Source organism: Caulobacter sp. GW822-FHT07D08 (assembly GCF_058798735.1).
This window is the reverse complement of sequence record NZ_JBXAKU010000001.1, coordinates 126,281-145,229: the sequence shown is the minus strand read 5'-3', so window position 1 is coordinate 145,229 and position 18,949 is coordinate 126,281. Positions and strand designations below refer to the sequence as shown.

General features: G+C 68.7%; 21 protein-coding genes. 8 read left to right on the top strand and 13 right to left on the bottom strand.

What is annotated here, in order from left to right; all coding sequences use genetic code 11:
• Nucleotide 1 precedes the first annotated feature (1 nt).
• Both AC1RJ9_RS00705 and mnmA read left to right on the top strand, forming a co-directional pair.
• A complete protein-coding gene (locus AC1RJ9_RS00705; protein ID WP_492835654.1) occupies nucleotides 2-925 on the top strand; it encodes a flagellin in 924 nt (307 codons plus the stop codon).
• A gap of 66 nt (nucleotides 926-991) precedes the next feature.
• On the top strand, nucleotides 992-2,212 hold the full coding sequence (mnmA, locus tag AC1RJ9_RS00700) for a tRNA 2-thiouridine(34) synthase MnmA (RefSeq protein ID WP_492836091.1): 1,221 nt from the start codon (nucleotides 992-994) through the stop codon (nucleotides 2,210-2,212).
• A gap of 132 nt (nucleotides 2,213-2,344) precedes the next feature.
• Here the strand turns inward: mnmA and AC1RJ9_RS00695 are convergent, their stop codons facing one another.
• The 3 genes from AC1RJ9_RS00695 to AC1RJ9_RS00685 form a co-directional block, all read right to left on the bottom strand.
• Nucleotides 2,345-2,656, bottom strand: a complete 312-nt coding sequence (locus AC1RJ9_RS00695; RefSeq protein ID WP_099580748.1) for a hypothetical protein — start codon at nucleotides 2,654-2,656, stop codon at nucleotides 2,345-2,347.
• Nucleotides 2,657-2,811: 155 nt separating this feature from the next.
• Entirely contained in the window at nucleotides 2,812-3,027 is a 216-nt protein-coding gene (locus AC1RJ9_RS00690) for a hypothetical protein (RefSeq protein WP_492835656.1), read from the bottom strand.
• Nucleotides 3,024-3,524 (bottom strand): winged helix-turn-helix transcriptional regulator, encoded by a 501-nt coding sequence (locus AC1RJ9_RS00685; RefSeq protein WP_492835658.1) that lies wholly within the window; start codon nucleotides 3,522-3,524, stop codon nucleotides 3,024-3,026. Before AC1RJ9_RS00685 ends, AC1RJ9_RS00690 begins: the two co-directional genes overlap by 4 nt.
• Before the next feature lie 234 nt (nucleotides 3,525-3,758).
• On the opposite strand from AC1RJ9_RS00685, the gene AC1RJ9_RS00680 reads away from it, so the two are divergent.
• Together AC1RJ9_RS00680 and AC1RJ9_RS00675 are read left to right on the top strand one after the other, a co-directional pair.
• The gene (locus AC1RJ9_RS00680) at nucleotides 3,759-4,946 is read left to right on the top strand and encodes an acetyl-CoA C-acyltransferase (protein ID WP_492835660.1); all 1,188 of its coding nucleotides are present in this window, start codon (nucleotides 3,759-3,761) and stop codon (nucleotides 4,944-4,946) included.
• A 66-nt stretch (nucleotides 4,947-5,012) separates the two neighbouring features.
• Nucleotides 5,013-5,282: a GNAT family N-acetyltransferase gene (locus tag AC1RJ9_RS00675; protein WP_492835662.1), complete on the top strand. Its 270-nt coding sequence runs from the start codon at nucleotides 5,013-5,015 to the stop codon at nucleotides 5,280-5,282.
• On the opposite strand, the gene AC1RJ9_RS00670 is transcribed toward AC1RJ9_RS00675, so the two are convergent.
• Together AC1RJ9_RS00670 and AC1RJ9_RS00665 are read right to left on the bottom strand one after the other, a co-directional pair.
• Nucleotides 5,279-6,658 carry a M20/M25/M40 family metallo-hydrolase gene (locus AC1RJ9_RS00670; RefSeq protein WP_492835664.1) on the bottom strand — a complete coding sequence of 460 codons (1,380 nt, stop codon included), beginning with the start codon at nucleotides 6,656-6,658 and terminating at the stop codon, nucleotides 5,279-5,281. The genes AC1RJ9_RS00675 and AC1RJ9_RS00670 overlap by 4 nt on opposite strands.
• 71 nt (nucleotides 6,659-6,729) lie before the next feature.
• Nucleotides 6,730-7,230 (bottom strand): winged helix-turn-helix transcriptional regulator, encoded by a 501-nt coding sequence (locus AC1RJ9_RS00665; RefSeq protein WP_492835666.1) that lies wholly within the window; start codon nucleotides 7,228-7,230, stop codon nucleotides 6,730-6,732.
• A gap of 102 nt (nucleotides 7,231-7,332) precedes the next feature.
• On the opposite strand from AC1RJ9_RS00665, the gene AC1RJ9_RS00660 reads away from it, so the two are divergent.
• Nucleotides 7,333-8,133 carry an SDR family NAD(P)-dependent oxidoreductase gene (locus AC1RJ9_RS00660; RefSeq protein ID WP_492835668.1) on the top strand — a complete coding sequence of 267 codons (801 nt, stop codon included), beginning with the start codon at nucleotides 7,333-7,335 and terminating at the stop codon, nucleotides 8,131-8,133.
• 221 nt (nucleotides 8,134-8,354) lie between these two features.
• Here the strand turns inward: AC1RJ9_RS00660 and AC1RJ9_RS00655 are convergent, their stop codons facing one another.
• Nucleotides 8,355-8,924 carry an OmpA family protein gene (locus tag AC1RJ9_RS00655; RefSeq protein WP_492835670.1) on the bottom strand — a complete coding sequence of 190 codons (570 nt, stop codon included), beginning with the start codon at nucleotides 8,922-8,924 and terminating at the stop codon, nucleotides 8,355-8,357.
• Between the two features lie 199 nt (nucleotides 8,925-9,123).
• Complete coding sequence (locus tag AC1RJ9_RS00650) at nucleotides 9,124-9,993, bottom strand: LysR family transcriptional regulator (protein ID WP_492835672.1); 870 nt, start codon at nucleotides 9,991-9,993, stop codon at nucleotides 9,124-9,126.
• A 98-nt stretch (nucleotides 9,994-10,091) separates the two neighbouring features.
• On the opposite strand from AC1RJ9_RS00650, the gene bla reads away from it, so the two are divergent.
• Both bla and AC1RJ9_RS00640 read left to right on the top strand, forming a co-directional pair.
• Nucleotides 10,092-10,982 carry a class A beta-lactamase gene (gene bla / locus AC1RJ9_RS00645; RefSeq protein ID WP_492835674.1) on the top strand — a complete coding sequence of 297 codons (891 nt, stop codon included), beginning with the start codon at nucleotides 10,092-10,094 and terminating at the stop codon, nucleotides 10,980-10,982.
• Between the two features lie 291 nt (nucleotides 10,983-11,273).
• On the top strand, nucleotides 11,274-11,639 hold the full coding sequence (locus AC1RJ9_RS00640) for a hypothetical protein (protein WP_492835676.1): 366 nt from the start codon (nucleotides 11,274-11,276) through the stop codon (nucleotides 11,637-11,639).
• A gap of 47 nt (nucleotides 11,640-11,686) precedes the next feature.
• Here the strand turns inward: AC1RJ9_RS00640 and AC1RJ9_RS00635 are convergent, their stop codons facing one another.
• Nucleotides 11,687-12,655, bottom strand: a complete 969-nt coding sequence (locus tag AC1RJ9_RS00635) for an SDR family NAD(P)-dependent oxidoreductase (protein WP_492835678.1) — start codon at nucleotides 12,653-12,655, stop codon at nucleotides 11,687-11,689.
• A gap of 106 nt (nucleotides 12,656-12,761) precedes the next feature.
• Between AC1RJ9_RS00635 and AC1RJ9_RS00630 the strand changes: the two genes are divergently transcribed.
• Entirely contained in the window at nucleotides 12,762-13,352 is a 591-nt protein-coding gene (locus AC1RJ9_RS00630; protein WP_492835680.1) for a TetR/AcrR family transcriptional regulator, read from the top strand.
• 145 nt (nucleotides 13,353-13,497) lie between these two features.
• On the opposite strand, the gene AC1RJ9_RS00625 is transcribed toward AC1RJ9_RS00630, so the two are convergent.
• The 5 genes from AC1RJ9_RS00625 to AC1RJ9_RS00605 form a co-directional block, all read right to left on the bottom strand.
• Nucleotides 13,498-13,830: a hypothetical protein gene (locus AC1RJ9_RS00625; RefSeq protein ID WP_492835682.1), complete on the bottom strand. Its 333-nt coding sequence runs from the start codon at nucleotides 13,828-13,830 to the stop codon at nucleotides 13,498-13,500.
• A 65-nt stretch (nucleotides 13,831-13,895) separates the two neighbouring features.
• The gene (gene clpB / locus AC1RJ9_RS00620) at nucleotides 13,896-16,475 is read right to left on the bottom strand and encodes an ATP-dependent chaperone ClpB (protein ID WP_492835683.1); all 2,580 of its coding nucleotides are present in this window, start codon (nucleotides 16,473-16,475) and stop codon (nucleotides 13,896-13,898) included.
• 97 nt (nucleotides 16,476-16,572) lie between these two features.
• Nucleotides 16,573-17,337, bottom strand: a complete 765-nt coding sequence (locus AC1RJ9_RS00615) for a M48 family metallopeptidase (protein ID WP_492836093.1) — start codon at nucleotides 17,335-17,337, stop codon at nucleotides 16,573-16,575.
• Between the two features lie 114 nt (nucleotides 17,338-17,451).
• A complete protein-coding gene (locus AC1RJ9_RS00610) occupies nucleotides 17,452-17,790 on the bottom strand; it encodes a response regulator (RefSeq protein ID WP_492836095.1) in 339 nt (112 codons plus the stop codon).
• Between the two features lie 13 nt (nucleotides 17,791-17,803).
• Nucleotides 17,804-18,853: a sensor histidine kinase gene (locus tag AC1RJ9_RS00605; RefSeq protein ID WP_492835685.1), complete on the bottom strand. Its 1,050-nt coding sequence runs from the start codon at nucleotides 18,851-18,853 to the stop codon at nucleotides 17,804-17,806.
• Between the last annotated feature and the right edge of the window lie 96 nt (nucleotides 18,854-18,949).

Here is an 18,949-nt window from a genome sequence, read left to right as displayed (position 1 = left end):
CATGACCCGCGTCTCGACCATTCAGAACTACAACATCATGACGTCCAACCTCATGAAGGCGCAGATCCGCCAGAATGACGTGGGCGCCCAGGTGTCCAGCCAGAAGGTCGCCAACGACCTGAAAGGCTACGCCAAGAACGCCGAGATCCTGACCGCCATGCGCGGCACCCAGAACCGGATCAACGGCTTGCTCGACCAGTCGAAGCAGGTCGGAAACCGGTTGGAGATGCAGGACACCGGCCTGGGCCGCGTGGCCGACGGAACCCAGAAGGCCCGCGAGGCCATCGCCAACGCCCTGGCCGCCGGCAACGCCACCACGCTGATGCAGCAGATGCAGGCCAGCTTCGGCGACGTGATCCAGGGGCTGAACACCAAGTCGAACGGACTCTACGTGTTCTCCGGCGCCAAGACCGATACGGCCACGACCTCGGCGACCACCATGGCCGACCTGACCACCGCGCCGACCACCGCCGACCTGTTCCACAACGACCAGTACATCACCACCAACCGCATCGACGAGCAGACCAACGCCAAGACCGGCGTGCTGGGCGACGCGATTGGCACGAACGTATTCGACGCCTTCAAGCAGGTGCAGGCCTATGTCGACGCCAATGGCGACTTCACCGGCAAGCTGGACGACGCCCAGGTCCAGTTCCTGACCGGCCTGCTGTCCACGTTCGACACCGCCCAGAAGGGCGTAGTCGACCTGCAGGGCAAGAACGGCGTGACCCAGAAGCGCTTCGAGGCCGCGACCGCCGACCTGTCGAACCAGGCCGACACCCTGACCGGCATGGTCGGCGGCATCACCGATGTCGACATGGCCGACGCCGTGACCCGCCTGGAAGCCGCCAAGCTGGCCGTCCAGGCCTCGGCCCAGGTGTTCACCAGCCTGCAGGCCTCGTCGCTGCTGAACGTGCTGAAGTAGGGGAGCGGCGACAAGCCGCCCTCCCCCAACCTCGCAAAACCAGCCATCAACCGCTATATGGCGGCGATGGACGCCGACCTGCTGACCCCCGCCGCCACGAACGACGCCGACTCGCTCATCGCGCGCGCGGTCGAACAGGTGCGCGCGGCCGTCAGCCTGCCGGAGGGGACGCGGATCGTCGCGGCCATGTCCGGCGGCGTGGATTCCACCGTCACCGCCGCCCTGCTGGCCAAGGCCGGCTATGACGTCGTCGGCGTCACCCTGCAGCTCTACGACCACGGCGCGGCGATCACCAAGAAGGGCGCCTGCTGCGCCGGCCAGGACATCCTGGACGCCCGCCAGGCCGCCGAGCGCATCGGCATCCCGCACTATGTGCTCGACTACGAGAGCCGCTTCCGCGAGCAGGTCATCGAGGACTTCGCCGACGCCTATCTGCGCGGCGAGACGCCGATCCCGTGCGTGCGCTGCAACCAGACGGTCAAGTTCCGCGACCTGCTGGACGTGGCCCGCGACCTGGGCGCCGAGGCCATGGCGACGGGCCACTATGTTCAACGCGCGTTCGCGGGGGGCGGCAACCGTCCGCAGCTGCGTCGCGCCGCCGACCCGGCCAAGGACCAGAGCTATTTCCTGTTCGCCACCACGCGCGACCAGCTGGACTTCCTGCGCTTCCCGCTGGGCGGCATGGACAAGCCCACCGTGCGCGCCGTCGCCGCGGGGCTTGGCCTGGCCATCGCCGACAAGCCCGACAGCCAGGACATCTGCTTCGTGCCCGAGGGCAAGTACACCACGGTGATCGACCGCATCCGCCCGCAAGGCGCGGAAGCGGGCGATGTCGTGCACCTGGACGGCCGCGTGCTGGGCCGCCACGAAGGCGTGACCCGCTACACCATCGGTCAGCGCCGGGGCCTGAACATCGCCGTCGGCGACCCCCTGTTCGTGGTGAAGATCGACGCCGACAAGCGCCAGGTCATCGTCGGTCCGCGCGAGGCGCTGCTGACCGCCGCCCTCACCCTCAAGGAAGGCAGCTGGCTGGGCGGCCAGGACAGCCTGGAAGCGGCGGCGCGGGACGGCCAGCCCGTGCTGGCTCGCGTCCGCTCGACCCGTGAGCCCGTCGCCGGCCGCCTGGCGATCCGCGACGGCGAGGTCTGCGTTATGTTCGACGGCGCCGAGGAAGGCGTGGCGCCCGGCCAGGCCTGCGTGCTCTACGATCCGGCCGATCCCGAGCGTGTGCTGGGCGGCGGTTTCATCGCCGCCACGACGCGGACGATGGATCTCCAGGAGGCCTGACGGGCGTCCCGATCGCTGGATCGGGGATAGCCAGCGACCCTAGAGCCTGGCTCGGACAGCTTGGCCGAAATACGAAAAGCCCCCGCCGGCGAACCGACGGGGGCTTTCTGCGTCAAGCTGACGAAGCGATGCTTACGCGCCGCCCGGGAAGCGGAAGGGAACCTTCACCGAACCGGTCTTGGCGCCCATCGGCAGCTTCTCGGCGATGCACATGGCGGCCTTGTCGAAACCTTTACCAGCGGCGCTGTTGTCGACGACCTTGCAGTCCGACAGCTTGCCGGCGTCGGCGGTGCATTCCAGCATCACCTGAGCGGCGTCGCGGGTGTTCGCGAACTGCTGCAGGCAACGGCCCATTTGGTCTTCGAAGCCACCGGCGGCCGAAGCGGCCTGAGCGACGAAGAAGCTGCCGGCGATACCCGCGGCGATCGCGATCGAGAATTTCATGGTTAGCTGCCCCTTGCGGCGTTCAAATCTGATGAGACTGTTTTCGCAGGCAGAAGCCAAAGAATGGCTAAGGTTCGCGGTTAATCATTTCCAAAAATGGTGAATGACCGCAGGCGGATGAAAAGCCGGTGCGGCGCGCGCGGGGACGGCCGAGCTCAGTCGATCGCGTCGAACGTCAGGCCGATCCGGAACAGGCAGTAGCCGGTTTCGTCGACCAGCCGCGCCACATCGGGATTGGTGTCCGCGCGCTCGCGGGCGCGGGTGAAACGCCAGTCTTGCTCGCGTCCTGCCGCCGGAAACGGCGCGCCGTCGGCGGTGACCAGGCGGTATTCCGGCTTGGTAAGGTGAACGTGGAACCTGTAGCGGCTCATTCCGCCGCGATCTTGGTGGCTTCCAGCGCCTCGCCCACGGTCAGCCCCCGTTGGAGCGGCGCGCCGCGCTCCAGGTCGCCGCGTTGAACGACCTCGCCGCATTGCTCGCAGGCCAGGACCGGGTGGAAGGCGCAACCGCAGCCCTTGTGGGTGAACAGCACCGGCGACTTGTCGCGGCCATAGACGTAGCGGTCGCCCCACTCGGACATGGTCAGCAGCACCGGCGACAGGGCCAGGCCCTTCTCGGTCAGCCAGTATTCGTGGCGCGGCGGACGCTCGGAATAGCGGCGGGTTTCCATCACGCCGTGGGCGACCAGGGTCTTCAGGCGAGCGGCCAGGACGTTGCGGGCGACACCCAGCCGTTCCTGCCACTGCTCGAAGCGTTTCACCCCGGCGAAGGCGTCGCGCAGGATCAGCAGGGTCCACGGATCGCCCACGACTTCCAGCGTGGCGGCGACCGAGCAACGTTCGTTCGTATAGTCAGCAGTGCGGCCCATTTCGTGAGGTTGAGACGTTCCGCGAGGGAAAGCAAGAGAGCGTTGCGTTTGAAGATGAACCGAAGTAGGTTTTTTATCGCAATTGACTCTCTCGGTTGCCACCTGGCGAGGCGTCACTCGAGTTTCTCTCTGATGACGCCTCGCCCCTTCTCATCACGGCATCGCAAGCCTCTTGCCCTGTGCGGGCGGATGAAGGCCTATCTCGCCTCGAATACGTCTTCAGGGAGCTAAACCATGTCCGCGTCCGATCCCGTCGTCATCGTCTCCTACGCCCGCACGCCGATGGGCGGCTTCCAGGGCGCTCTGGGCGGGGTGAAGGCCACCGAGCTGGGCGCGACGGCGGTCAAGGCCGCCATCGCGCGGGCTGGCGTGGCGGGCGACAAGGTCGAGCAGATCTTCATGGGCTGCGTGCTGCCGGCGGGCCTTGGCCAGGCGCCGGCCCGCCAGGCGGCGCTGGGCGCGGGCCTGCCGCTTTCGGTCGAAGCCACCACCGTCAACAAGATGTGCGGCAGCGGCATGCAGGCCGCGATCCTGGCCCACGACGCCCTCAAGGCCGGTTCGGTCGATGTCGTGGTGGCCGGCGGCATGGAGAGCATGACCGGCGCGCCCTACCTGATGTCCAAGCACCGCGGCGGGGCCCGCATCGGCCACGACCAGCTGTGGGACAGCATGTACCTGGACGGGCTGGAGGACGCCTACACCCCCGGCAAGCTGATGGGCGCCTTCGCCGAGGACACCGCCGCCCAGTACCAGTTCACCCGCGAGGCCATGGACGACTACGCGACCAAGGGCCTGATGAAGGCCAAGGCCGCCGTCGAGACCGGCGCCTTCAAGGCCGAGATCACCCCGGTCACCGTCGTCAGCCGCAAGGGAACCGAGGTGGTCGACACCGACGAGCAGCCGGTCAAGGCCGATCCGGCCAAGATCCCGACCCTGCGCCCGGCCTTCAGCCGCGACGGGGGCGTCACGGCGGCCAACAGTTCCTCGATCAGCGACGGCGCGGCCGCCCTGGTCATGACCCGCGAGAGCGTCGCCAAGGCCCTGGGCCTGCCGATCCTGGCCCGGGTGGTCAGCCACGCCGCCCACGCCCACGAGCCGTCCCTGTTCGCCACCGCCCCGGTCCCGGCCATGCGAAAGGCGCTGAAGAAGGCCGGCTGGTCGGTCGAGGATGTCGACCTGTTCGAGATCAACGAAGCCTTCGCCGTGGTGCCGATGGTCGCCCAGCAGGAACTGGGCTTCGATCCGGACAAGCTGAACGTCAACGGCGGCGCCTGCGCCCTGGGCCACCCGATCGGCGCCTCGGGCGCGCGGATCCTGTGCACCCTGATCTCGGCGCTGCAGGCGCGCGGCAAGACCAAGGGCCTGGCGTCCTTGTGCATCGGCGGCGGCGAAGCCACGGCGATGGCGATCGAGCTGGTCTGAGGCTTAAACCCTCCCCCGCCAGGGGGAGGATCGCAACGCCTCGGCCTCACTCGCGTTGGAAACTCCATGACCGACACCTTCCGCCACAACCCCGAACTCAGCCGCTACGAGCTGGAGGTCGACGGCCTCATGGCCGTGGCCGACTATCAGCGCGCCGGACACCGGCTGGTGATCCCGCACGTCGAGGCCGACATGGCCCTGCGCGGCACGGGCGCGGCCGGACGGCTGATGACCAAGGTCGCCGAGACGGCGCGCGCGGAAGGCATGCGGATCACCCCGCTGTGCTCCTACGCCGCCGCCTGGCTGAAGCGGAACGATCCGGACCTGATCGCCTAAGGCGTCTTGGGCGCGGGCGGCGCGCTCTCGAAGCTGCCCGCCGGCCCTGGGAACACGACCGGGCTCTCCCAGCCGTCGGCGCTGACCGACGAGACCCCGAAGAAGAAGTCGTCGATCACCACGTCCTTCAACGTTGTGGTCGTCGCCGCGTCCGGAACCCAGCGGCTGAAGCGCCAGGTCGGATCGGTCGTGCCGCGCCACCACACCCGATGGCCGGCCGCGCCCGGCGTCGGCGCCCACGAGACCTTGGTGTCCGGGCTGACCGCGCCGGCGATCTTGACGTCCGCCGGCGGCGTCGGGGCCGAGGCCAGGCTGGCCATGGCGATGGTGTTCAGCCGCGTGACCTGGACCAGATAATTGAAGTCCACGCCCTCGATCACGTCGCCATAGGGCTTGCCGTTCTCGGCGCGCAGGTTCTGGTGCTGACGGTCATAATTCTCGACCGCCTCGGTGACGCGCACGGCCGGATAGCCGGCCTCCAGCAGCGGAACCTGGTCGCCGCCCCGGCCGTAGCGGTCGGTGCGATAGACCATCATCACGTCGAAGTTCGTGAGATAACGGTCGGCCAGGCCGTCCAGGAACCGGGCGAGGTTGCGCGACGGGCTGTCGACCTCGCCGCCGTTGTAGCGGCGGCCGTTGGCCTGCTCCGGCGTCTCGACGGCCTTGGTGCCTTCGGAGAAGACGCGGACGTGGGTGTTGTCGATCACCCCGCTCTGGCCGCGACTGTTGCCGACGATGTCGTTGTTGAGGTCGGCCTCGACCTTCCAGCCCTGAGCGCGCGCGTAGTCGGCCAGCACCTTGCCGCCGTAGAGGCCCTGCTCCTCGCCCGACAGCACCGCGAACACCAGGGTGGCCGGGAACCTGTGCTTGCTGAGCACGCGCGCCGCCTCGATCACCGCCGCCGTGCCCGAGCCGTCGTCATTGGCCCCCGGCGCGTCGCTGGTGAAGTCCATCACGTCGGTGACGCGGCTGTCGATGTGGCCGGCGATGATGATCACCCGGTTCGGATCGCTGGTCCCCTTCTGGATGGCCAGGACGTCCTCCACCACGACGCCATTCGGCGCGCGCTTGCCGGTGAAGGTCTGCGAGGGCGTCTCGATCGTCAGGCAGCCGCCGCAGTCCTTGGAGATCGCCTCGAAGCGGGCCTTGGTCCAGCGGCGGGCCGCGCCGATGCCGCGCTTGTCCGACTTGGTGTCCGACAAGGTGTGGCGGGTGCCGAAGCCGACCAGCGACCGGATCGTGCTCTCCAGCGCCTTGGGATCGACGTCGCTGGCGATGGTTCGCAGCAGCGGCTGGTCCGTGGAGGGCGCCGGCGTTTCGGCTTGGGCGACCCCGGCGGCCATCAGGGCGGCGGCGAGAGCAAGAGACAGGCGCATCGGAGCTCCGGGGACAGCGCGACTTCGAGGCGCGCACGTTTCCGGCCAAGTTCGTCCGGCGCAAGCCCTTTTCACCCCTTGGCGCGTCGCTCCGCCATGAAGGCCACCCGGTTCAGCACCTCGGGTCCGGCCGCCGGTCCGGGGGCGTAGGTGAAGTGCTCGTTGGTGATCGGCTTGCCGCTGATCCTGTCGACCATGATCGGCTCGGCGGCCAGGCCCGTCTCGCGGTCGATCAGCTGGCCAGCCACGCCCTCGACGGCGAAGTGGCGGTTGCCGAAGGCCAGCATCGCCGTCAGCACCGGCGCGAAGTCGCGGCCCAGGTCCGTCAGCAGATATTCATAGCGCGGCGGCCGCTCATTGTAGGCGCGCTTCTCGAGAAGTCCGTTTTCGACAAGCCCCGCCAGCCGCTTCGTCAGAATGTTGGGGGCGACACCCAGGCTCTTCTCGAACTGGTCGAAGCGGGTCAGGCCCTGGGCCGCGTCGCGCAGGATCAGCAGGGTCCAGCCATCGCCCACGCGCTCCAGCGTGCGGCCGACCGGACATTGGGTGGGAGGGCGTTCAGATTTGCTCATGACGAAAGATTTGGCCACTCACTTGCGAAAAGCAAGTTACCCCATAGCTAGAGCTGGAAGCCGGACCACCAGGGCCTTGGCGAGACACTGAGGACTATCACGATGAGCGACACCAACACCAAGGGCGCGGCCCTGATCACCGGCGCGTCCACCGGCATCGGCGCGGTCTATGCCGACCGCCTGGCCAAGCGCGGCTACGACCTGATCCTGGTCGCCCGCGACGAGGCCCGCCTGAACGCCCTGGCCGAGCGTCTGCGCGGCCAGACCGGCGTCAAGGTCGAGGTCATCAAGGCCGACCTGACGAACAAGGCCGACCTGCTGAAGATCGAGCAGCGCCTGGCGACCGACGCGGCCATCACGGCGCTGATCAACAACGCGGGCGTCGCCGGCTCCAACGATTTCGTCGCTTCCGATCCCGACGCGTTCGAGAAGATGATCCAGCTGAACGTCACGGCCGTGACCCGCCTGGCGGCGGCGGCGGCGCGCAACTTCGTGCCGCGCGACAAGGGGACGATCGTCAACCTGGCCTCGGTGGTCGGGCTGATCCCGGAACTGGGCATGCCGGTCTATGGCGCGACCAAGGCCTTCGTGACCTATCTGACCCAGGGCCTGCGCGTGCAGTTCGCCCATTCGGCCGTGCGCCTGCAGGCGGTGCTGCCCGGCGCCACGCGCACCGAGATCTGGGAGCGCTCGGGCTCGGACATCGACGCGATGGATCCGAACACGATCATGGACGTCGACGACATGGTCGACGCGGCGCTGGCCGGCTTCGACCAGGGCGAGCTGGTGACGATCCCGTCGCTGCCGGACGCCGCCGACTGGGAGGGCGCCCTGGCCGCCAAGGCCAAGCTCTATCCGAACCTGTCGCGTCGCGAACCGGCGGCTCGCCTCCAGACGGCCTAGACTGAATTGTCATCCCGGCCGCAGCGAAGCGGAGAGCCGGGACCGACGGAGGCTCGGAGCTTCCCGCGGTCCCGGCTCGGCGCGCTAAGCGCTTGGCCGGGATGACAGTTTCATGGCCGAAAGCTCGCCGGCGCGGCGCTCACTCCCGCGCCGGCGAGTCCGCCCTGACGGGCTTTTCAGGTTTGATGCCGACCTGAAAAGCCCATCCGGAACTCGGGAAACTAGCTGAGCACCATCACCACGACGCGGCGGTTCTGGGCCCGGCCCTCACGCGTTTCGTTGGGGGCGACCGGGGCGTCCTGGCCGTACGAGATCGTCGCCATGCGGTTCAGGGCGACGCCGTGCTGGCTGAGGAACTTGCGCACGGTTTCCGCGCGCTTTTCGCCGAGCTCGTCGTTGTATTCCTTCGAGCCCGAATTGTCGGTGTGGCCCTGGATTTCCAGGTACACGTTCTTGTTGTCGGTCTTCAGCTTCTCGGTGAACTCCGACAGGCGCTGCTCGGCTTCCGGCGAGAGGTTCGCGGCGTTGACCGGGAACTTCACGGAGTCGTCGCTGAGCACCAGGGCGTACTGGAACTTGCCCTCGGCCAGCTTGCCGGCGGCGATGGCGCGATCCAGGGCGTCCTTGGAGGTCTTGTCGAGTTCGCCGATCTGGGTGTCGTGAGCGCTGACCCGCGTCTCGACCTGGCCGACCTGCTGGTTGACGAATTTCTTGGTCGCACAGCCGCTGACCGACAGGCCGCCCATCACCAGGGCGGCGGCGACCATCATGGTCTTCGTGCTAGCTATCATTGTTTGGGTCTCGTCCGTAAAATGGGGGCGCGAGACGTCCTGCAACGCTCGCGGTGACAAATCGGACAGCAGAACTTGACCAAAGATGGGCGCGATTCCGGCGCTTCAAGGTCAAGCTAGACCATTGATAATCAAGATAGTTTCATTGACTTCTATACCGCGCGCAAGCGCCGCGGACGAAGATTGGTTCCGAAGATTTTTAGTTTTCGCGGAAGCTCGAAAGCCACGCCTGGAAGGCCCGCAGAGCCGGAGTCTGCCCCCTGGACTTCAGCCAGGTCAGCCAGTAGCGGCCGGCGCTGACCTGAGTCTCGAAGGGCCGGATCAGGCGTCCTTCCTGCAGATGACGCTCGAACATCATCGGCGGGGCCAGGGCCACGCCGGCGCCCTGCAGCGCCGCCTCGACCATCACCCAGGAGCTGTCGAACACCGGACCACGGATCGGCGGCGGCGACAAGCCAGCGGTGGCGAACCAGTCCGGCCAGTCGGCGGCGCGGTAGCTGCGGAGCAGGGTCTCGCCGAACAGGTCGGTCGGATCGGAAAGTCGCTCGGCCACCGCCGGGGCGCACAGCGGGCTCATCGGGGCCTCGAACAGCGGCGCGGCCTCCGTGCCGTGCCAGGCCCCGTCGCCGAACCGCACCGCGCAGTCCAGCCCTTCGCCCGCCAGGTCGGTGCGGTTGTTGTTGGTGAACAGCCGCAGGTCGACGAACGGATGCGCCTCGCGGAAGCTCGGCAGGCGCGGCAGCAGCCAGCCGACCGCGAAGGTGCCGACCACCCCGACGCTCAAGACCTCCAGCACCCGGCCGCCCTCGAAGCGCGCCAGCACGTCGCCCAGCTTGTCGAACGAGTCCCGCACGCTGGGCAGCAGGGCCAGGCCCTCGTCGGTCAGGGCCAGGCCACGCGGCAGACGACGGAACAGCGCCGCGCCCAGCCTGGCTTCCAAGCCTTTCACCTGGTGGCTGACGGCGGCCTGGGTCACGCACAGCTCGATCGCCGCCCGGGTGAACGACAGATGCCGGGCCGAGGCCTCGAAGGCGCGCAGGGCGTTCAGCGGCAGTTGGGCGCGGCTCATTCAGGATGACCCAAATTTATCTAAGATCTCTACCAAGCTATCGTCGTTTGCGGGGAACGCCAGCCCCGGGCAGGTTCGGCGGGCAAGGAGACCCACCAATGCTCGATCGTCGCATGTTCCTGACGGCCCTGGCGGCCGCGCCCTTCCTCACGCCCGTACCGTCCCGGGCCGCCATCTTCGCCAGTCCGCCGCCCTCCGCCCTTAGCTCACGTATTAACGAATTGGAGCGACGCAGCGGCGGCCGCCTCGGGGTGGCGGTGCTGGACACCCAGGATGGCCGTCGGTTCGCCTGGCGCGGCGATGAACGCTTCCGCATGTGCAGCACCTTCAAGATGCCGCTGGCGGCGGCCATCCTGCGCCGCGTCGACCAGGGCCGCGAGCGCCTGGACCGCCGGGTGACCTATGGCCGCGAGGTGCTGATGGGCAATTCGCCGGCGGTCGAGAAGCACCTGGCCCGGGGCATGACCATCGGCGAGCTCTGCGCGGCGACCATCACCCTCAGCGACAACGCCGCCGCCAACCTGCTGCTGGACGCCCTGGGCGCCCCGACCGACCTGACCCGCTTCCTGCGGGCGCTGGGCGACCAGACCACCCGCTGCGACCGCCGCGAGCCCGAGCTCAACACCGGCGCCCCCGACGATCCGCGCGACACCACCACGCCGGCGGCCATCGCCGAGACCTGGAAGACCCTGCTGACCACCGACGCCCTGTCGGCCGCCTCGCGCAAGCAACTGACCGCCTGGGTCGTGGCCAACCGCACTGGCGACAAGCGCCTGCGCGCCGGCCTACCGCGCGGCTGGACCGTCGGCGACAAGACCGGCAACAACGGCCAGGACCAGACCAACGACATCGCCGTGATCTGGCCGCCGGGGCGCAAGCCGCTGTTCGTCGCCGCCTTCCACGACCAGGGCTCGGCGGATGACGACGTGCGCAGCGCGGTGCTGGCCGACGTGGCGCGGGCGGTCGTGGGCGCGGGGCTCGGGGCTTAAGTTATCCACAGGGGCGGGGCGACCTGCGGCTCTCCTCCCCTGCTGGGGGAGGTGGCGCGGCGCGAATACGCGCCGTGACGGAGGGGGACAGCGCGGACCCAATTGGCGCGGCGCAGACCCCCTCCACCGCCGTTCGGCGGTCCCCCTCCCCCAAGAGGGGGAGGAGAAAAGGAGCGCTGCGCCCGCTCCTGTCCCCGCTCCGTCGCCACACTTTCCCAGTCTTCACAGCGCCTTACACAAAAACACCCGTTTCTTATCCCCGCCTGTCGCGGCGCCCTCATGCTCTTCGCCATGAGCCCGTCCCCCGCCCCCAGCGCCTGGTGCGCCGACCTGCAAGCCAAGCTGATGGCCGCCATCGACGCGGCCTGGGCCCTGGCCGAGGCCAGCGACGACCCGGCCGTCATCGCCAAGGCTCGCGACAAGGCCAGACTCTGCGGCCAGCTGGCCGCCGAGGCCCGCAAGGTCGCCGCGCTGGTTCCCCAGCCCAAGCCACGCCAATTGCCGGCCATGATTCACGAGGCGTTCGACCGGCTGGACGCGGCCACCGCGCCGCTGGTCGCCGAGGTCGCGCGCCAGGAAGCGCGCGACGCGGGCAAGCCGCCCGCCGCCCAGGCCCTGGCGATGCAGGCGGCGCTGAAGAAACTGAAGCGACGATAGCGCGGGCGCGCCCGAGGCGCCGAGGCCCCGGGCGCTATCCCGCGATCCTAGAACGTCTCGCCGACCAGCTTCTCGCTCAGCGCCCACAAGGCCTGGGCATGGGCCGGGTCGAGGGCGTAGCTCCGGACGCCGGCGCGGATCTGCGAGGCGTCCTCGGCCAGTTCCGCGACGTGGCAGTCTTCGCAATAGAGGCCGCCGACCGTCTCGACCGGGGCGACGACCCCGGCCCAGACGCTGGTGGCCGCGCCCTGCGGAATGGTCTTCCACTCGATGGGCGGCTGGCCCTCGGCCGCGGCCTGGGCGTTCAGCTGCTCGATCCAGCCTTGGATGAAGGCCGGGTCGAGGTGGCGGGCCAGCTCAGTCTGGATGCCGCCCGGATGCACGGCCACGGCCCGCACGCCGCGATCCTTGTGGCGACGATCGAACTCGACGGCGAACAGGATGTTGGCGGTCTTGGAGCGGCCATAGGCCTCGAACGGCACGTAGTCGGTGGTCTCGAAGTTCGGGTCTTCGAGATTGACGTCCGAGAAGCGGTGCCCCGCCGAGGCCAGGGACACCACACGCGCCCCGGCCTTCAGCAGGCTGGCGATGCGGTTGACGAACACGAAGTGGCCCAGGTGGTTGGTGCCGAACTGGGTCTCGAAGCCGTCGACGGTCTTGCCGAACGGCGGGGCCATGACCCCGGCGTTGGCGATGACCAGGTCGAAGGCGCGGCCGTCGGCCACCAGGGCGTCGGCGGCGGCGCGGACGCTGGCGAGATCGGCCAGGTCCAGTTCGATCAATTGCAGCGAGCCGCCACTCTTGGCCGCCGCCTCGCGGACGACGGCGGTCGCGCCCTCGGCCTTCTTGAGGTCGCGGGCCGCGCCGACGACATCGGCGCCGTGGGCGGCCAGGGCGCGGGCAGTCTCGACGCCCAGGCCGGCCGAGACGCCGGTGACCAGCACGCGCTTGCCCTTGAGGTCGACGCCGGCCAGGACGTCGTCGGTGGTGGATTTGGCGCCGAAGGAAGTGCTCATGACTCTCTCGATCCCTTGCAGGGTTGTTGTCCGAGCCGATCCGGAGGATTAAATGGAGGAAGGCTCCGGATACATATTCGGAGGCAGCCTCCGCTTTTCAAGGTCGATGTCCGAAGATTCCGAAACCGCCGTGGAGAAGGCCCCGCGCAAGCCGCGCGCCGACAGCCTGCGCAACCGCGACCTGCTGCTGACGGCGGCCAAGACGGCCTTCGGCGAGGTCGGGGCCGAGGCGCCGCTGGAAGACATCGCGCGACGGGCCGGCGTCGGCATCGGCACGCTCTACCGCCACTTCCCCACCCGCGAGGCCCTGGTGGCGGCGGTCTATTCGCGGGAGCTGGACCAGTTGGCCAAGGCCGCCGACGACCTGCTGGCGCGGCGCCCGGCGGGTGAGGCGCTGGAAGCCTGGCTGAGCCTGCTGATCGACTACATGGCCACCAAGCGCGTGGTGGCCCCGGCCTTGCGCGCCGATCCGGGCGAGGGCTCGCGGCTCTACGCCAACTCGGGGGCGACCATCCTGCCGGCGCTGCAGCGGTTGACCGAAACCGCCCTCGCCGCTGGCGACATCCGCGCGGACATCGGCTTCGAGGACATCCTGCGCATGATGAGCGGCCTGAGCCTCGGCTACGAGCAGCCGGGCTGGGACGCCGGCGCGCGGCGGCTGCTCAGCGTGATGATGGCGGGGCTGCGGGCGCGATAGCTCGCTGAGGGGCTTGAAAATTCAAGGTCCGTCGCTATGTTATTCTCACGGCTTCGGCCGCCGGGTCGCGAGATCCACGCCTCGGTGACGGGGCCAAATCAAGGGCCAGTCTTCGGACTGGCCTTTTTGTTTTGAAGCCCGCCCCCTAGGCCCCCTCCTCGTCCACATAGATCACCACCGGCTTGCCGCGCGACAGCGGTTCCCAGCCGGCCTCGATGGCCGAGGCGATCGCCTTGGCCACGATGCGCTCAGGAATCTGCGAGGGCTTCAGCGGCGGGGCGCTGAACTTGGGCTTGGGGCCGGGCGGGAACTCGATCAGCGCCTCGCGCTGGCCTTCCTTGTGACGGACGGCCAGCACCTTGCCGTGCCGCTCCGACGGGTCGTAGTTCCATTGCGGGAGGCGGTGCAGACGCCAGACATAGGGGTCCGCGTCGACCTCGATGTCGAACTCGACGGTGAGCTTGGTGGTTTTGGCCATGCGGGGGAATACCCCGATGTGGCCTCAAGAAAAAGGGCCGCCCCTTCCGGAGCGGCCCTTCTCTTTTACTGCAGCGTCGCCTTGCCGAACGACAGCTGGCCATCCTGGACCCCGACGGCGATGACGCCGCCGTCCTCGATCTCGCCGGCCAGCAGCTTGCGGGCGATCGGGTCGATCAGCTCCTTCTGGATCACGCGCTTGAGGGGGCGCGCGCCGTAGACCGGGTCGTAGCCCTTGTCGGCGATCCAGTTCAGGGCCTCGGCGTCGATCGCCAGGCTCATGCGACGGTCGGCCAGCAGCTTCTCGACCCGCTTCAGCTGGATCGTGACGATATCGCTCATGTGCGCGCGCGACAGGCGCTTGAACAGGATGATCTCGTCGATCCGGTTGAGGAACTCGGGGCGGAAGTGGCCGCGCACCATGTTCATCACCATCGGCCGGACGGCTTCCACGTCTTCGCCTTCTTCCTGGTTGGCCAGGAATTCGGCGCCGAGGTTGCTGGTCATGATGATCAGCGTGTTGCGGAAGTCGACCGTGCGGCCCTGGCCGTCGGTCAGGCGACCATCGTCCAGCACCTGCAGCAGCACGTTGAAGACGTCCGGGTGGGCCTTCTCGATCTCGTCGAACAGCACCACCTGGTACGGACGCCGGCGGACGGCCTCGGTCAGGGCGCCGCCCTCGTCGTAGCCGACATAGCCGGGAGGCGCGCCGATCAGGCGGCTGACCGAGTGCTTTTCCATGTACTCGGACATGTCCATCCGGGTGATGGCGTGCTCGTCGGCGAACAGGAACTCGGCCAGGCTCTTGGTCAGCTCGGTCTTGCCCACGCCCGTCGGGCCCAGGAACAGGAACGAACCGATCGGCTTGGTCGGGTCGTGCAGGCCGGCCCGCGCGCGGCGGACGGCGTCGGACACGGCCGCCAGGGCCTCGTCCTGACCGACCACGCGTCCACGCAGTTCGTCCTCCATCTTCAGCAGCTTCTCGCGCTCGCCTTCCAGCATCTTCTCGACCGGCACCCCGGTCCAGCGGCTGACGACGGCGGCGATCTGCTCGGCGTCGACGACTTCCGGCGTCAGGGCCTGGGTGTCGCCCTGCTCGGCCTCGGCCAGGCGGCGCTCCAGGGCCGGGATCTCGCCGTACTGGATCTGGCCGGCGCGGGCGAAGTCGCCGGCGCGCTGGGCGTTGGCCAGGTCGGCGCGCAGGCGATCGAGGGCTTCACGCGCTTGCGCGGCGCCCCCGGCCTTGTCCTTCTCGGCCTTCCACTTGGCGGTCATCTCGTCCGACCGGAACTGCAGGTCGTCGATCTCGACCTCCAGGTTATCCAGGCGGTGCTTGGACGCGGCGTCGGTTTCCTTCGACAGGGCCTCGCGCTCGATCTTCAGCTGCACCAGGCGGCGGTCGATCTCGTCCAGCTCTTCCGGCTTGCTGTCGATCGCCATGCGCACGCGGCTGGACGCCTCGTCCATCAGGTCGATCGCCTTGTCCGGCAGGAAGCGGTCGGCGATGTAGCGGTTGCTGAGCATGGCCGCGGCCACGATGGCGCTGTCGCTGATGCGCACCCCGTGGTGGACCTCGTACTTCTCCTTCAGGCCGCGCAGGATCGAGATGGTGTCCTCGACCGTGGGCTCGCCAACGAACACCGGCTGGAAGCGACGGGCCAGGGCCGCGTCCTTCTCGACGTGCTTGCGGTACTCGTCCAGCGTGGTCGCGCCGACGCAGTGCAGCTCGCCGCGCGCCAGGGCGGGCTTGAGCAGGTTGGAGGCGTCCATCGCCCCGTCGCCCTTGCCCGCGCCGACAAGCGTGTGCATCTCGTCGATGAACAGGATGATCGAGCCTTCGGCCGCCGTGGTCTCGGCCAGCACGGCCTTCAGGCGCTCCTCGAACTCGCCGCGATACTTCGCGCCGGCGATCAGGCTGCCCATGTCCAGCGACAGCAGCTTCTTGTCCTTCAGGCTTTCGGGCACGTCGCCATTGACGATGCGCAGGGCCAGGCCCTCAACGATGGCGGTCTTGCCGACGCCGGGCTCGCCGATCAGGACGGGGTTGTTCTTGGTGCGGCGCGACAGGACCTGGATCGTGCGGCGGATTTCCTCGTCGCGGCCGATCACGGGGTCCAGCTTGCCGTCGCGAGCGGCGGCGGTCAGGTCGCGAGCGTAGCGCTTGAGGGCCTCATAGCCTTCCTCGGCATTGGCGCTGTCGGCGGTGCGGCCCTTGCGGATGGCGTTGGCGGCGGTCTCCAGGGCCTGGGCCGAAACGCCGGCCTCCTTGAAGAGCTTGGCCGCGTCCGCGCCTTCCTTGGCGATGGCGATCAGCAGGCGCTCGGTGGTGACGAAGGCGTCGCCCGCCGCCTTGGCGCCCTTTTCGGCCTCGGCGAAGACGCGGGCCGTGTCCGGCTTCATATAGAGCTGGCCGCCGGCGCCGTCGACGCGCGGGGTCTTGTTCAGCAGGGTCTCGACGCCGCCGTCCAGCTGGTCGGGGCGGCCGCCGGCGCTCTGGATCAGGGCGCGGCCGAGGCCGTCCTTCTCCTCGAGCAGGACCTTGAGGATGTGTTCGGGCGCGAACTGCTGGTGGCCTCGCGCGAGGGCCAGGCTCTGGGCGGATTGGACGGCCTGTTTGGCGCGGTCCGAGTAGAGATCGATATTCATGATGTCCCCTTCCTAGGCGGATCGGGGCGCGCCGCCTTGACTAAGCACAACACGCTCCGATGGGGCATTTAGGTGTGGCGGATCCGCCACACAAGACCTACCACCCCTTGCTGGCGAGATAACGTTCCAGTTCCAAAATTCGTACGGCGTCAGAGGGGTGGGTCGAGCTCAATTCGCCGCCCGAGGCCTGGCCCGAAGCCGCGTCCTGGGCCTGCATGTTGCGCCACAGGACCACCGCCTCGCGCGGCCGGTAGCCGGCGCGCTGCATGAAATCGACGCCCAGGCGATCGGCCTCCAGCTCCTGCTTGCGCGAGAACGGCAGCAGCACCCCGTACTTGGCCGCGTCGCCGCCGTGATCCTTGAGCAGCTTGCCGAAGTCGGTGCCGCCGGCCGCCGCGCCGGCGATGCCCAGCAGGATCTTGGAGGTCCGCTCCTGCGAGACCCGCTCGGCGGCGTGATGGGCGACGACGTGGCCGGCCTCGTGGCCGATCACGGCGGCCAGCTGGTCGTCGTTCTGGGCCATGGACAGCAGGCCGACCGTCACGCCGACATGGCCGCCCGGCAGCACGAAGGCGTTCGGGGCCTCGTCCAGGAACACCGCGTAGTCCCACGGCCGGCCCGCCAGGCCCGCGGCGGCGATCACCCGCTGACCCACGGCCTGGACGCGCGCGTTCTTGCGCGGCTCCTTGGAGATGTAGGTCGTGCGCAGCGTGTCGGCCCAGGCCTTCTCGCCGTCGGCGGCCAGATTGTCGTCATTGACGATCAACAGCTGGTCGCGCCCGAGATCGGCGTTGTAGGCGCAGCCCGACACCGCGCAGGCGGCGGCCATCAGGAGCGCCAGGGTCAGGCGGCGAAGGGTGATCATGGGCGCGGCGAACCGTGTTTCGAAGTCGGCGCACGTTTATCCCCGCCGGACGACAAGGGCGCAACCGGTAGCGCTTGGCCTTGCCGATTTGTCATGCGGGACGCGCGCCCCCTATGCGCCGCTCAACCGCTCGATCACCCGGGCCAGATGGCGAGGGTCGATAGGCTTGGCGAGCACCGGCGCGTCGCGCAGATCCGCGCGCACGCCCTGCTCGCCGTAGCCGGTCACGAACGCGAAGGGCACGCCGCGCGCGCGAAGGATCTCGGCGGTCTCGAACGAGGTCTCGCCGTCGCCCAGGTTCACGTCCAGCAACGCGAAATCGAACGTCTCGCGCTCGGCCGCCAGGAGCGCCTCGCGCGCCGAGGACACCGGACCCACGATGCTATGGCCCAGGTCGGTCAGCAGATCCTCGACCAGCATGGCCACGAACAGCTCATCCTCGACGATCAGGACCCTTAGAGGATCAGGCCGCTCCGCGGATGAAACGGTTCGACTGGCCGGTCTGGCCGAGCTCGGCGTCGATCTCGCAGATGACGCCGTTCGGCGGATAGTCGAGGCGGACCTCGCCCCCGAGCTCGCGGGCCAAGCCGCCGGTGATGAGACGGGTGCCGAAGCCCTGGCGCGTCGGAGGCGAAACAGGTGGCCCATGAATTTCTTCCCACGTCATGCGCAGCCGCTCGCCCGCGTCCGCCTTGCTTCGTCGCCAGACCAACCGCACCTGGCCATTTTCGTTGGAGAGCGAGCCGTACTTGGCCGCGTTGGTCATCAGTTCGTGCAGGGCCATCGACAACGCCAGGGTCGCCTTGGGCGCCAGCCGGACGGGAGGCCCCTCCACGGAAAAACGTTCCGTCTCGCCATGCGCGGCGACCACCGAGGCGACGATATCGGCCAGCTCGGCCCCATCCCAGCTCTCCCGGGTGAGGATGTCGTGGCCGCGCGCCAGCGCCAGCAGCCGGGTCGTCAGGGCGTCCCGGGCGTCGCCCAGGTCCGCGGCGTTGCGCAGGGTCTGGCCGGCCACCGACTGCACCGTGGCCAGGGTGTTCTTCACCCGGTGGTTCAGCTCGTTGATCATCAGGCGCTGCAGTTCCTCGGCGCGCCGACGGTCGGTGACGTCGCGCATGACGCCCGTGAAGAAGCGCTTGTCGCCGTCGTTCCACTCGGCGATCGAGAGCTCCAGCGGAAAGGTCGTCCCATCGCTGCGCAGGCCGCTGACCTCCCGACCGATGCCGATGATCCGCCGCTCGCCCGTTTCACGATACCGCGCCAGATAGCCGTCGTGCTCGCCGTGATAGGGTTCGGGCATGAGGATGTGGACGTTGCGGCCGACCATCTCGACGGCCTTATAGCCGAACAGACGCTCGGCGGCGGGGTTGAAGGCCTCGATCCTTCCGCGTTCGTCGATGACGACGATCGCGTCGACGGCCGTGTCCACGATGGCCCTGTAGCGCGCGTCGACGGCGGCCGTCTTGGCCGTCTTCTGTCCGCCGGAGGTAGGCTTACGCGCACTCGCCATAACTGGCTCCGCCCCTGTAGCAGGCCAACCCTATCGGTGAAGTCGCGACATCGCCAGAGGGGACTCGCGCGCGCGCCGGGCATTGGTCGCGGCGAC